We start from the raw sequence: 14,475 nt of genomic DNA on the forward strand, positions 1-14,475 counted from the left end.
GTAGTTTTGCGTTCATGCTCTTCTGAATTTTCCCGGAGATTCGCCGGTCATTTTCTTAAACAGGATATTGAAATAATTCGCGTTGGGATAGCCGACCCGTTGGGCCACCTCCTTCACCGACAAGTCGGTATGTTCCAACAGCCTCTTCGCCTCATCGATTCGGCACTTGATTAAATACTGAATCGGGGACATGCCGATCTCTTCTTTGAAAATATGCGACAGATGGTAAGGATTCACATAGACCAGCGCCGCCAATTCGTTAAGAGACAAATCTTCGGAATAATTGCTCTTGATGAACTCCCTCACTTTCTCCGATATCGCGGAAATTTGCACGGGTTGATTCGGTTCCGTGGAAATCCGGATGACATGGATCAGGATGCTTTGCAGCAAGTACGTGATGAGATCCTCGCTGCCCAGCTTGCGGCTTCGATGTTCGGAATAGATCTCCGTGAAAAACCGGTTGATCGTCTCGTAATTCTTTTTCAAGGGCAGGATCGGCGGATCGGCCGCGGCGATCAGACAGCCGGGCGGCAGTCGGTTGACCTGCAGCTGGCCGATCGCCAGCCGAAACCCTTTCAGCGGCGCGTCGGATGACGGAATTTCCGCATGGGCAACCTGGGGATGGAGGATCACCAAATCCCCTTCTTTCACCGTGAAAATCTGGTGTTCGCAATGGACTTCCCCTCGACCCCCTTGAATGAGAAGCAGCTCCGTCTCGCTCCCTGATCGGATGTCTCCGGATAACCCGAACAATTCCTCAAGAGGCGTTATGGTTACCAGCTGGGGGGTCTTCAATAATAAGGCTTGACCCGACATATGGATGGAATCACCTGCGCCCCTGTGGAATCATGGAACGATAAGCGCTTACAAATTGCAATTTGGTATTATTATCATGTCAAATTATTATAGAATAAAGAGTAATCGCGCAAATTAGCAATTTAATGTAGAACGACCGCAAAATTGTTTATATTTTCCGCATCGTCATTCGTAATAGACTGAAGATAGAGACAGCTAATCTCCGGGTGGTGACGGCGTTGCTCTTAAAGGTAACCGGCATGACGAAAACTTATTTCGGAGTAACGGTGTTGGATCACGTGAATTTCGAACTGCACGCAGGCGAGGTTCATGCGCTCCTTGGCCAGAACGGCGCAGGGAAATCCACGCTCGTGAAATTGATTTCCGGCGTCGAACAGCCCGATCAAGGCGAAATCGCCATCGAAGGCCGGCACATTCGGATTTCATCCACTATGGAAGCGCAAAAATTGGGAATTTCGACGATTTATCAGGAAACTTCGCTTGTTCCGGACATGACGGTCGCCGAAAACATTTTCATGGGCCGGGAACCGAGACGGCTCGGCGGGTTCGTCCATTACGGCAAGATGAAGCGCGAAACGAAGCGGATTCTGAAGCAGCTGGGCTACTCGATTCATCCCAATTCCATCGTCAGGGACCTGTCGCACAGCGAACAGCAAGCGGTTTCAATCGCGAAAGCCCTTTCCATGAAATGCAAAATCATCATAATGGATGAACCGACGGCCAGCTTAACCGAGCAGGAATGCGAACGGTTGTTCCAAATCATCCGCCTGTTCAAGTCGGAAGGCGTCGGCATCATCTATATCACGCACCGGTTGCAGGAGGTTCGGAGAATTTGCGACCGCGTTACCATCTTAAAGGATGGACAGCATGTGATGACGGGCCAAGTCGACCGCTACAGCGAGAAGGAAATGATCACTTATATGGTGGGCAGAGAGCTGTCCCAGTATTTCCCCCCCGTCGCGGACGAGATCGGGCAAGAACTGATGCGCGTCGAGCGGTTAAGCAAGAAACACAATTTTTATGACGTGAGTTTTACTTTGCATGAGGGCGAAATACTGGGAATCGCGGGATTGGCGGATTCCGGAGGCACCGAGCTCGCCAACGCGCTGTTCGGCCGGATCCGGCCGGACGCCGGCACCATCTATTGGCGCAACGAACGCGTCCTCTTTAAAAATCCGCGGGAGGCGATTCACCATCGTTTCGGCCTGGTGGACAAAGATCGGCTGAAAGCCGGCATGTTCACGGACATGCCCATATCCAAAAACCTGACGATGTCCGGTTTGAGGCATCTGAATAAGCTGCAATTCATCGACTTGAAAAAAGAACAGGATAAGGCGCTCGACGCCATTATCCAATTGGATATCAAAATGCTCGATCCGGATCAGGAGATCAAGTTCCTCAGCGGCGGCAACCAACAGAAAGTCATGTTCGGAAGATGGCTGGTCGCCGAAAGCGAATTGTATATTCTGAACGAACCAACGCGCGGAGTCGACGTCGGCGCGAAAAGCGAGTTATATTCCGTCATACGCGAACTGGTTCTCGAAGGCAAGGGAGTGATCATCATCTCTTCCGACCTGGCGGAGCTGATCGGGCTCAGCACGCGCATTCTCGTCATGAGAGACGGACGCGTCGTCGACATGATCGAACACGAATCGGCGACGGAGAGCAGGATCATCAGCGCGGCTTCGGGATTGCCGAATGAAGGAGGCAAGTCATGACACTCCGCAGACCAACCGTTCCAAGCCGGCTTGAGCATCTCGCGCTCTCCTTAAGCTTCCTGACGAAATTCAAGGCGCTTGCGTCCTTGCTTCTGCTATTCGCGATCGCATCGCTGACCAGCGATTACTTCGTCCACTGGGGAAACCTGATGAACATCATCCGTCAAGCGTCCACGATCGGAGTCATCGCGTTAGGCGTGCATTTCGTCATCCTGCTGGGCATGTTCGACCTCTCCGTCGGATCCATCCTCGCGGCGTCGGGAACGGTCATAATGTTGAGTCAATCCGCGCTTGGCATCGGGATCCCCGCTTCCGTGACGCTTGGACTGGCGGCCGGCTGCGTACTCGGAATCGCCAACGGGATGCTCGTTGCGTTCGGCCGGGTTCCTTCATTTATCGTTACGCTGGGAACCATGTTCATCTTCCGTTCCTTGGCCATGTGGTACGGCCACGGGGGCGCGATCAACGGAAATTTCGTACGATATACCCAACTGGGCCATTCCGACTTTTGGGGCGTGCCCCTCATCTTCCTGCCTCTAGCCGTTATCGCCGTCATGGCGCACGTCGTGTTGAGCAGGACGCTGCTGGGCCGTTATATTTACGCGTTCGGTCAAAATCCTTATGCCGCCGTATTGACGGGAGCTCCCATCCCCTGGGTGATCGTAACGGCATTCGCGATCAGCGGCGCGGCGACGGGAGTCGGAGCCGTATTCGAAACCTCCCGGCTGAACTCCATTTCGACTTCCAGTTCCGGCTTATTCTATGAGCTTGACGTCATCTCGGCGATCGTGATCGGCGGTTCCAACCTCAAAGGCGGCAAAGGAACGATTCTCGGCACGGTCTGCGGAGTATTCATGCTGACCATCATCGGCAACTACATGAACTTGCAAAATATATCGCCGTACTTGCAAGGAATCATCAAAGGGGCGCTCGTTCTGTTGATCCTGTACCGGCAGGGCCGTAAAGCTTAGCGGTCGGATCGAACGCAACCGGGTCATGAAAGAAGCGCAAAAAAAAGAGGCCATCTAAGATGGCCTCACGATCAGCTCTATGGATACTTCTGCCAAGTCCGGGTTCAAGTCCCGCTCTTCCGTCAGATCCAGCACGGGGTATCCGTCGACGTCGAAGTGGACGCGGCGCACGCCGGCGCATCTGGGCTGGTCGATGCCTGCCCGCGCGTGGTAGACGTTCCAGATGACGCCGTCTTCATCGGTCACGTAAGAATTATGGCCCGGCCCGTATTCGCCCGGCACGCTCCTCGAGGTCAGGATCGGATAATTCCCCTTGGTCCAGCTGGCCGCGTCCAGCAGGTCGGCGTCCAAATCCGCGCCGAGCACCCCGACGCAGTAAGTCGCGTCGACCAGCGCGCAGGCGATGGTCACGAAGATTTTCTTGTCCGTGATGAGGGCGAACGGCCCTTCGTCGACGAACGTGCGGTTGTTCTCCCAGCCGTACTCGGGCCGCGAGAGAAGGACCGGATCGCTCTTCAGCTTCCAAGGTTCCGCCGGATCGGCTTCCGCGATGTAGATCCATGAGCCCAGATCTTGCGGGACGAATCGACGCTGCGCCCAAACGGCATAGACGCGATCCTTCCATTGAATGACAGTCATGTCCAGCGTAATTCCGGCCTCGAATAGAGGCCTGCCGTCGCTGCGGACGACTCGGACCGGGACTTCCCAATCTTCGGCTTTCGCCGGGTTCCCCCCTTTCTTTAACTTCATGACATGGGATTGAATGTCGGCGAATTCCCCCGTGCTTCCCGCATGGAAAATGTACAGGTCGCCGCCAATGTCGTGAAGCTCGGGCGCCCAAAGAAAGTTTTTCAAATGGCCATACGTCTCCGTGTCCAGAAGCTTGATTTCTTCCGCGTCGAACAGCCCCCGTATCGTCTCTGCCTCCCGGATCGACAGCGTCCGGTTGCCGTCCGCATCGTTGGTCGCGATAAAATAATAGTTTCCCCGCCACCTGGCGATACAAGGATCCGCACGGTTGACCGCGAGCGGGAAAGGATACCGCTCCTGACGGATGCGGCCGGTAATCCGATGGTTTCCCGCCCGGTTCCAATCGATTCCTGCCGTTTGCCAGTCCACCTTTTTGACGGCGCTCGTCCCGTCGCTGTAGACGGCCGTCGCGTAAATCTCCTTCAATTCCTCTTCGGCTGCGGCAACGACCCGTTCCGGAACGTCGTTGCGAACGTTCGAAGGAACCGCGAGTTTCCGCAGAAGCCGATCCGCCGCCGCCCGCGCGACCGATATCGCGTTGCCCGGCACGATCCCTTCGATATCGGCGTCTATGGATGCCGGCGCATAAGCCTCCGCTCGCTCCGGCGACGATGCTCCGTTCAGGTCCAAAATATCGTCGGAAAAATTCCGATAGAAATTCCCGTCCGTGTCGCTCCAGCGAATGACGTACCTTTGATGCGCGCCGTCATATTCGCACATTACGCGCTGGACGATCGCGTCTTTTTTCAAACGCAATAGTCCGATCTCCCGATATTGCACCAGATCCGGCGAGCTGAACAGCAATACCGCTCCCTTGCTGTCTTCGTCCGGGCCGCCCTCGGGCCCCGTGCGCACCGCGGCCACGCCGAACGTGCCGTCAGCCAGATTAAACAGATAGGGGTTTTTCAAGCTTTTGGCGCTTAGCGTGCCGTCCGGATTTTCGACGGCTTTGGCAAACAGCACGCCGGAGTTGCGATTCAACGCCCGATAGCCAAAGCCGTCCTCGCAGTAAGCCAGATGCATGCTGTAGGCCAGCTTCGGTGCGTAAATTTGTTCTTCCAACGGCTCTCGCGTATAGCATAGGACACGTATCCCGTCCTCGAAGCCTGGGGCTGCCATCGTTCGTTCGCACGCTCCTTAAGATCGATTCGACCGGCGCTGCTCGGACTTTTTCACCTTGAAATAGATCTGGTACGGTTCGTATCCGATGTCCCGAATTCTCCTGAGTTGAACGGACGGGTCCTGATTGACCGTTTTGAAGAAGAATCGCCAGCTTCCCCATTCGCGCTCGTTCTCCATCTCGATTTCGGAAGCGACGTCTTCATTGTCGACATACAAAATCCTTTCTTCCTCGCCTATGCCGGCCAGCACCTCCGGGCCGAAACGGAAGGCGCCCATATGTTCGTCGTCCGGCAACGGGACGAAGCGGATCCCGATCGGCAGGATCAAGCTGACTTTATCGCCATCGTTCCAGACTCGGCGGATGGAATAGAATCGGCCGCTGTCGGCGGTTTTTCCGTGAAGGACGCCGTTGACGTAGACGGATGCTTCCGACAGGATCCAATCCGGAATCCGGCAATGGAACGTGAAAGCATGCGGCTCGGTGGTCCGTACGACAAAATCGTGCTTGCGGTAGGGCGGCATATTTTCGTGAATCGCCGTGATTTCGTTGATTCCCTGATACCCCGCGGTATTCGAGGAATTCATCAGGCTCCCGCTCATCCGGTCCTGCGATTGCTGGATCCGCACGGGAACGCCCCCGATATCCGCGGTGACCTCGGAGTCGAAATACTGGCAGGCATAAATGCCGTCCCCGTCCTGATAATACATTCCCCGATTCCAAGACGCGTTCGCTTGGACCATCGTGCCGTGACAGCAGAAGAAGCTGTCCTTCTCCGTGCTCCAATCCTTGCGCAAGCCGGCCTTCATCGGCAGGAAATACGTGAGCAGTCCGGTTTCCGGATAGGGATGCTTGTTGCCGTTCAGCCGATACTCCCGATAGTAGGCCTGCGCCATGATTCCGTTATAAAGGTTGTATTCGATGTATTGCGCGTACGCGGGGTCGCCGGAATGCCGGAACAAAAACTCGGCCAAGCGGATCATGTTGTAGACCGTGCAGTGTTCCTGGTTTTTGTCCCCCAGGCGGGCCTTCATTTTCATCTTCGGCATCCAGACTTCGCCGGCCGTCTGTCCGCCCGTGGCCAGGCATCCCCTTTCCGTCACCGCGCAATTCCAATACGCCTTCACGATGTCCATCCATCTCTCTTCGCCCGTCACTTCATATGCGCGGGCGCAGCCGAGCACTTCCGGAATGGTCGTATTCGCGTGCATATTCGTGAGCGGGTCCTTGCCTTCCAGCAAAGGTTGAAAGAGCCGGCTGCGATCATACCGATCCAGCAGCGTCTTGTATTTCTCCTTGCCGGTGATCTGCAGGAGATCCGCCCAAACCTCCAGCATGCCGCCGGTTTCCACGTCCAGAATGTCGTCGAATTGCTCCCTGGAAAATCCGCCGCTCCAATCCGCGAACCAGTCCGCGAACGAATCCGCGATCTCCAGCGCTTTCGCGTTCCCGACATACCGATAGACGTCTACTAAACCCATGAGTAGCTTATGGAGATTGTATTGGGGCGCCCAGATCTCCTTGCCCTTCGCGATCCAGTGCAAATATTTCTCGGGAATCGGACCTGCCCACCGCCCCCCGTTGTCCTTTTGGCACTCGGCCAATTCCTCGATGATGACTTCGATTTTCGCCTTGAGCTCCGGGTCTCCCGTCTCGAAATGATGCATCGCGGCCGCCGACAGCCAATGGCCGAGAAAATGGCCCCGCAGCTGGCACACCGGCGTTTCCCATCCTCCGTGCGCTCCTTCGGGGATGTCCCTGCCCGAATAACGTCCCGCTTCCAGCTTGTAGTTAAACAGGAGATGATCGCTGTCCAGTTTCATCAAATAGGCCCGGTTCGCCGCTTCTCTCCGTTTGACTTCCCCGTCGCGTACGAGAACGCTGTTTCCCTTCAACTCGATCATGGCTGGCTTCCTCCCAGTGGGTTTCAACTTGTCGATCCGCGAATCCCTTTAGCCTTTAATCCCGGATACGGCAATCCCTTTGATAAAATATTTCTGCCCGATCACGAATAAGAGGATGGGCGGGATCAAGATCATCGTAGCCGCCGCCATCAGCAGCTCCCATTGGGCCGTATAATACCCGACGAATTGCTGCAAGCCCAAAGCCAGCGTAAACATCGATTCTTTATTGACGTAAACCAGCGGCCCCAGGAAATCGTTCCATACGCCCAAAAACTGAAACAGCGCCACGACGATAACGGCGGATTTGGACAACGGAAAAATCACGCGGACAAAAATGTGGAAATAACCGGCGCCATCCACCAACGCGGCTTCGTCCAACTCTTTCGGAATGGTCTTCATGAACTGCCGGATCAAGAAAATGTTGAATGCGCCCCCGCCGAACCAGGCCGGCAAGATCAAGGGCAGGTAACTGTTGGGACCGACGACCGTCCGCCACCCGAGAAACGTCGGGATGAGCGTAACCGCGAAGGGCAGCATCATGCCGGCCATCAGCAAGCCGAAGAAGAAATCCCGGCCCCGCCAACGAAGCCTGGAGAAGCTGTAGGCGCATAACGCGCTGGTCAGCACCGCACCCGTCACGTTCCCCACGACGATGATCATCGTGTTGATCAAGTAACGGCCGAAGGGCACCGTATCCAGCGCCGTCTTGAAATTGCCGAAACGGATGGGTTCGGGCACCCAGACCGGGGGGACGATAAAAATCTGGGAAGCGTCCATTAACGCGCTGCGAACCATCCACGCCAGGGGCAAAATAAACGCCGCCGAACCGCAGGCAAGCAAGAGATACAAAAGAAGCCTAGGCACACCGAATCTATGTTTCGCGGTCATGATTTCTCACCCTCGTAATAAACCCAGGATCTGGACGAACGGAAGACGATGACGGACAGGAGCATGATGATCGCGAACAGCACCCAGGCAATCGCGCACGCGGCGCCCATTCGTTGATTGGTAAACGCTTCGCGATACAGGTAGACCACGTAGAACAGCGAAGCGTTGTTCGGCCCGCCTTCGGTCATGATGTAAGCTTCGGAGAAAGACTGAAAACCGTTGATGATTCCTATAATCAGATTAAAAAAAATCGTGGGCGTCATCATGGGCAGCGTTACCGCCGTCAATTTATGCCGGATGCCCCCGCCGTCGATTTCGACCGCTTCGTAATAATGGTCGGGGATGGACTCCAATCCGGCCAGAAAGATCAACATGGTGCCTCCGACCGACCATACGTTCATGAACGCCATCGTCGGAACGACCGTGGATTCGTCGTATATCCACTGACTGGTCGGCAAATGCAGAAATTCGAGGATTTGGTTGAAAAGGCCGATATCGGGATTCAGCAGCCACATGAAAATCGTCGAGGTCGCGACGACCGGTACGATCGACGGCAAATAAAACACGGCGCGAAAGAACGCTTTTCCTTTGACGTTGTTTTTAAGCAGCAGCGCCATCGCGAACGCCGCCAATAAACTGACGGGGACGGCCAACGCGACATAATAGAGGGTGACGAACAAAGATTTATAGAAGAAGCTGTCTTCCCCGCTGAACAATCTCCTGAAATTCTCGATACCGATAAAACGGAAATCGTTCGTGATGGAATAATCGGTAAAGCTTAAATACAAGCTGGCCAGCAGAGGACCCAGCGTAAAAATGAAAAATCCCAAAATGGCCGGGGCCGCCATCCCATAGCCGTAAATCGTCTCTTTCCTGATCCTGAATCCAGGTTGCACCTTGGGTGCAATGGCCTGTTGGTTTGGATGCATACCCATCACGCTTTCTCAAAAGTTTGTCATGGATTCCCGGAAAAAGAAGAACGGACGGCTTCGGAAACATTCTGGAACTTCGTTCCATATGTTCGCGATACGCGGCGTCCGTTCCATCCCCTTCCTCTTGAAATCCGGCAGCCAGGATTACTTGACGGTTCCTTGGAGCAGCGGTTTGATTTTGGGCATCGTTTCCGCCATGACCTGATCGACCGTCTTTTTGCCTGTCCAAGCTTGGTCCAGCGCGGGGAACAGCAAGTTGTTAATGTCGCCGAAGTTCTTCACGTAGACCTCCGACGTCACCTGACTGTCGCCTACGATCGGATCGACCAGCACGTCCTTGTAGCCTTCGACCCTTGCCGCGCTGGGCGAAGCCCAAGCGGCGATTTTGCTCTCGTCCGTGTAGTAGGCCTTGCGATTCGGCATCCAGAGTCCATCCCGGAACAGCTCCGGCGAAATCTCCGGATTCGTGATGTATTTGAGCAGCATCCAGGCTTCTTTGGGGTGCTTCGAACCGGAGAACACGACGCCAAGCGCTCCGCTGTATACGGCCGTGGTCGACGTCATTTTGGGAATGATCCCGATGCCGTAATTCAAACCTTTCGACTTGGCGAAATCGTTGCAAACCCATTGTCCGTCCAATACCATGGCATAACGCTTCGATTGGAGGGCGACGGCCGGCGCGGGCATGCTCTTGGCCGTTGTAGGGCTCGGCATGACATGATGGACGTTGATCAGATCCGCCACGTTTTGGAACACTTGATTAAACGCCGGGGTGCCGATGCCCGTCGTATCTCCCATATCGGGGAAATATTGCGTGCCGTTGCGAAGCAAAAGCGCTTCCAAGGGACCGGACCATAAATCCATGTTAAATCCGTACTGACGGATATTTTTCGCGTCGAATGCGGGATCCAGCGCATTCCTTCCCTTGTTGTCGATGGTCAGCTTTTTGGCGACCTCGATGAACTGATCCCAGGTCCAGGCATTCTCCGGCTTGGTCGGCGGCGCCTCTACTCCCGCCTCGGCAAATGCATCTTTATTGTAGAACAGCGCAAACGACTCGAGGTTGTTCATCAACCCTACGATGCCGTCGCCCTTTCTAGCGATGACTCCGTCGACGAAGTCCGATTCCACCGTTTCGGTATCCGACTGGAAAAGTTCTTTGATATTGGCCAGCTTTCCGTCCTCGTACCATTTGTACGCCGTAGGCGGTCCCAAATAGCCGACGTCCGGCGCGTCATTCGAAGCGATCATCGTGGTCAGCTTGGTTTCGTACTCGGACGGAATGATAATCCCTTCTACGCTGATCCCCGTATCGTTCTCGAACTTGTCGATCGCCTTGCTGATGACTTCTTTCTCGTAAGTCGAACCCCAATACGTAAACCGCAGATGAACCTTCTCGTTCGACTGGACGGACGTCTCCGACGGAGATGCCTGCGGACCGGCGGTTCCGTCATTTCCTTGGTTGGCGTTGCCGCCGCCGGAGCCGCAACCCGCCATCACCGTCAGAATCCCGGCCAATACCGCCCCCGCGACGGCCTTTTGCCGCTTCCTCATGCCTGTTCCTCCCTTTTTTATGCGCTTTCATTTTGGATGCAAGCTTAGTATGCCACGCCCGGGATGAACATCAAATTCGACGATCGTTGTAAAAGGGGGAGGCTCATTCGTTTATGGGCCGGCGGCTTCGGGCAGACAGATCAGGATCGTCGTTCCCCTTCCGGGATTGGACTGGACGGTGATTCCGTATTCATCGCCGTACATCAGCTTTAGCCGCCGGTGCACATTCCGCATCCCGACGGACGAACCTTTCTCGTTCATGATTTCCGCGATCCGTTCGGAGCTTATGCCCTGACCGTTGTCCCGTACGGAAAAATAGCGGCGGCGATTCTCCCGCCATCCGGAAATCCGCAGTACGCAGCCGTCCTCCATATGCTCGAAGCCGTGCAGAAAAGCGTTTTCGACGAAGGGTTGCAAAAACAACCGGGGAACTTCGCCGTTCATCAACTCGGGTTCCACGAAACAAGCATAATCCAGTCGTCCTTCGAATCGGCAGCGCATGATGAAGACGTATCCTTCCAGCCATTCCAGCTCCTCCCGCAATGTCCCCGTGGATTTGTCGTTCTCCACGGTATATTGCAGCATCCGGGACAACGAGGATACGATCTTGCCGATTTCGTCGCTTTCCTGCTCGATGGCGATGCAATTGATCAGATTCAGCGTGTTGTATAGAAAATGCGGATTCAATTGCGTATTCAACTGATGGATCTGGGCCTGCTTTTCAAGGAGTTTGACCTCGTAATTCTCATGGATGAGCTGTTGAATCTTATCGTTCATGTCGTTGAACCTTCGGATGACTTGATCGATCTCTCCGTATCCCCGCACGGGAATTCGGCTCTCGAAATCGCCCCGGCCGGTTTTCCGGATCGCCGCCGTCAATTTGCTCAGCGGTTTGGTGAACATCATGGACATCAGGTAAGCCAGGATCAGCGATACCATCAAGACGACGGCGCCCAGTCTCGTAACGGTGGCGATAATGTTCGGGGAAACCTGAGGGATCAGATCCTTGTTGCGGATGGCGGATACCAACGTCCAGCCGGTAACGGGCGAGGTATCGTAGCTGACGACCATCGTATCCCGGCCTTCCTTGACGCGGAGCGTACCCGTCTTGCCGCTTAAAACCTCCGAAATCCATCCTGCATGCAACACTTCGGATTGGACGGTATCACGGTTCGAGTATACGAGGCTTCCGTCCGGCGCGATAATGAAAAACAGCTGGTTATCGTGAAAGGAGAGATTCTTGAACGTATCCGCGATAAAATCCGATTTGAAGTTGATCAGCAAAACCGGCCGCTCTCTGTCGTGCTCCAGGCTGGTGATTTCCCCCGTCGAGTTGTCGAACACGTTCAGGACTCTTCCGCAGGAGAAAAGATACCGGAAATCGTCGATATCGGAGTTCGCGAGCGACTCTTGTTGGAACATTTTCACGAAATCATAAGTCGGTTCCCATACCAGCCGCCCGTTCCCCTTCTGGATATGCCGGTATAATGCCGATTCCATAAAGCCGTCGTAGGGAATGAAGCCTTGACCGAAGGTATAATAACTCGTCATGATCGTCTGGGAGTAGAGTTGTTCGTCATAGTCGAAATACTTGCCGATGATCCTTCTCAATTCGCGGTCGTATTTCAACAAATCATTGGGGTCCTTCGGGTTGATCGTGTTGAAGATCCGGTAGATTTCCCCGTCCTTGATCATGAGCTCGCTGCTTTTGACGACTTTCGATAATTTCTGGTCCAGAATGGTGTTGCTCTGGCGAATGTTCTGATAGGCATCCTTGCCGTATTGATTCATCGCGTCGTCCAGGCTGTAGCTATAATATCCGTAACTGGACAAGATCAACGTCACCATCATCAGGGCGAAAAACAAGAGGAACAGCTTGGTCCGGAGTTTGATTCTGGAGTTCCAGCGGTAGAGTTTGTCCTTCATCGGGCTATTCCCTTCCTTTGCCGAAGATCCTGCATTCCTCCGGAGTCAGTCCGTAGCGTTTTTTGAAAATTTTATTGAAGTATTTCACGTCCCGATATCCGACTTCTCGGGCCACCTCGTAAATCTTTTTGTCCGATTCCAGCAAAATTTTGCGGGCGATTTCTACGCGAAGATCGGTTACGTACTCGGTAAAGTGCTTGCCCGTATACTTTTTGAACAGCGTGCTGAAATACGAAGGGTTGAAATAATATTTTTTCGACAGCTCCTCCAGGGACAATTCTTCTCCGAAATGGCCGTGGACGTAATGCAGGCACCGTTCCATCACGATGTAGTTTTTGTTATCCTTCTGCAGTTGAACGGCGGCGGCCATTTCCCCCAGCATCTTCACGCCATGCTTTTTGAATGTCTGCAGGTCTGGACAAAACGCGGGATGAAACCGTTGATTGATTTTTCGCGCCAGATCGCCGATCGTATCCTCCGGCACGATATTCCGAACGTCATGGAGCAACTGAAGCAGTTGCCTGCGTACGTCGTCCAGCAGCAGCTCCGGTTCCGGGAAGCGGTCACCCAACCGCTTTTCCAGCCATCGGTCCAGTACGTCCATGCTCAAGGGTTTCTGCGCATGGACGATCGGTTTGAAATCCTCGTCGATCGGAAAACTTCCCTTGCGTTCTTCCGAATATCGATCCTGAATGTCGGAATAACGGACGGCTTTTTGATCGCTCAGATAAAACCGGCAGCGCAACGCCGCTTCCGCCGTGCGGAATCCGGATGGAACGGACGTCAGGATATCCGGTTCCGCTTGTCCGACGCCGAACGACATGGAAATCCCGTACTCCTGGAACAGGTGATCCGCCAATGTCCGCAGATCGGTCAACAGGCTGTCGCCGCGAAGTTCCGACTCCGCGGAAGCAACGATCAGACTCGCCATTTCATCCGCGTTCTGATGCATGAAGAATGAAACGACGCGTCCGTACGGGCGCAACGTTTCATTCACCCAGGTCCGGATATTCCACTTGATTTCGTTCCTTTCTTCCGGCGTATACGCAAACTCCGCGCCGTTTTCCGGTTCCGGACTGCCGATTCGCGATAGGATCGCGCATCCGCATCCGCGGGGTCCCAGCAGCGCTTCGATTTCCTCCCGTTCGGACTGCGTATGCTCCCCTTTCAGCCACTTGTTCAACAGGAGATCGGAATAAAGCGGCTTCAGCTTGTGAAGCTGTACGGCCATCGCTTCCTTCTCCTGACGGCTGCTCCGATCCTTGCGGATCTCTTCCTCGATTTGCCGAAGGCTGTCTTGGATCGATTCTCTTTGAATCGGTTTCAGAATGTATCCGTGCACGCGCAAATCCAGTGCCCGCCGGGCATACGCGAAGTCGCTGTAACCGCTTACGATAACGATTTTGGATTGGGGATTGTGCCCGTAGATGTTTTCGATCAGGCTCAGACCGTCCAGCTTGGGCATGCGAATGTCGCTGAAGACGATGTCCATTTTCCTTTCCGTGCAAATCCCTAACGCCTCTTCCCCGTTTTTGGCTTCGAACATTTCGTATTCCGCGCGGAATTCGTGGATGATGCTGGACAAAATCTTCCTTTGCCGGGGTTCGTCGTCGACGACCAGAACTCGCAGCATCGTGCTAGTCCTCCTTAGGCGAATGGTCCTGGATTGTAGATCTCTATCTCAATGGTAACATGATTTCAAGAAAAGCCGGAAAGAAAGGGAGGGGAAAATGATTGGAAATGGGGGTCGCTGATTGGGCGATTGGCCATACAAGCCGATCGCAGGCTGCGTTGAAGCCAACGTTAATGGCACAAGAAAAAGTTTAGATTGTTGAAGAAGCTTTGTACGGAGGAGTTATGTAAAAAAGTTACATAAATGCGTCGCGGTGACGGGAT

The 14,475-nt window shown here is 54.2% G+C and carries 10 protein-coding genes; 2 read left to right on the top strand and 8 right to left on the bottom strand.

The window, feature by feature from the left end; genetic code table 11:
* Positions 1-12 precede the first annotated feature (12 nt).
* Complete coding sequence (locus tag PTZ19_RS20520) at positions 13-816, bottom strand: AraC family transcriptional regulator (protein ID WP_276357287.1); 804 nt, start codon at positions 814-816, stop codon at positions 13-15.
* A gap of 218 nt (positions 817-1,034) precedes the next feature.
* Here PTZ19_RS20520 and PTZ19_RS20525 point away from each other — a divergent pair, with 218 nt between their 5' ends.
* A complete protein-coding gene (locus tag PTZ19_RS20525; RefSeq protein WP_276357290.1) occupies positions 1,035-2,534 on the top strand; it encodes a sugar ABC transporter ATP-binding protein in 1,500 nt (499 codons plus the stop codon).
* The gene (locus PTZ19_RS20530; RefSeq protein ID WP_276357293.1) at positions 2,531-3,505 is read left to right on the top strand and encodes an ABC transporter permease; all 975 of its coding nucleotides are present in this window, start codon (positions 2,531-2,533) and stop codon (positions 3,503-3,505) included. The genes PTZ19_RS20525 and PTZ19_RS20530 overlap by 4 nt, the downstream gene beginning before the upstream one ends.
* Positions 3,506-3,559: 54 nt before the next feature.
* On the opposite strand, the gene PTZ19_RS20535 is transcribed toward PTZ19_RS20530, so the two are convergent.
* The 7 genes from PTZ19_RS20535 to PTZ19_RS20565 all read right to left on the bottom strand — a co-directional run bounded on the left by PTZ19_RS20535 (position 3,560) and on the right by PTZ19_RS20565 (position 14,212).
* Positions 3,560-5,374 carry a family 43 glycosylhydrolase gene (locus PTZ19_RS20535; protein WP_276357295.1) on the bottom strand — a complete coding sequence of 605 codons (1,815 nt, stop codon included), beginning with the start codon at positions 5,372-5,374 and terminating at the stop codon, positions 3,560-3,562.
* A gap of 18 nt (positions 5,375-5,392) precedes the next feature.
* Entirely contained in the window at positions 5,393-7,279 is a 1,887-nt protein-coding gene (locus tag PTZ19_RS20540) for a beta-L-arabinofuranosidase domain-containing protein (RefSeq protein ID WP_276357298.1), read from the bottom strand.
* Between the two features lie 48 nt (positions 7,280-7,327).
* The gene (locus PTZ19_RS20545) at positions 7,328-8,167 is read right to left on the bottom strand and encodes a carbohydrate ABC transporter permease (RefSeq protein ID WP_276357299.1); all 840 of its coding nucleotides are present in this window, start codon (positions 8,165-8,167) and stop codon (positions 7,328-7,330) included.
* A complete protein-coding gene (locus tag PTZ19_RS20550) occupies positions 8,164-9,096 on the bottom strand; it encodes a carbohydrate ABC transporter permease (protein ID WP_422615024.1) in 933 nt (310 codons plus the stop codon). The genes PTZ19_RS20545 and PTZ19_RS20550 overlap by 4 nt, the downstream gene beginning before the upstream one ends.
* A gap of 147 nt (positions 9,097-9,243) precedes the next feature.
* Positions 9,244-10,653: an ABC transporter substrate-binding protein gene (locus PTZ19_RS20555; protein WP_276357302.1), complete on the bottom strand. Its 1,410-nt coding sequence runs from the start codon at positions 10,651-10,653 to the stop codon at positions 9,244-9,246.
* Between the two features lie 111 nt (positions 10,654-10,764).
* Complete coding sequence (locus PTZ19_RS20560) at positions 10,765-12,579, bottom strand: cache domain-containing sensor histidine kinase (protein ID WP_276357305.1); 1,815 nt, start codon at positions 12,577-12,579, stop codon at positions 10,765-10,767.
* A 4-nt stretch (positions 12,580-12,583) separates the two neighbouring features.
* On the bottom strand, positions 12,584-14,212 hold the full coding sequence (locus PTZ19_RS20565) for a response regulator transcription factor (protein ID WP_276357309.1): 1,629 nt from the start codon (positions 14,210-14,212) through the stop codon (positions 12,584-12,586).
* Positions 14,213-14,475: the final 263 nt, after the last annotated feature.

It is taken from the genome of Cohnella caldifontis (genome assembly GCF_029360585.1).
GTDB classification, from domain to species: Bacteria; Bacillota; Bacilli; order Paenibacillales; family Paenibacillaceae; genus Cohnella; species Cohnella caldifontis.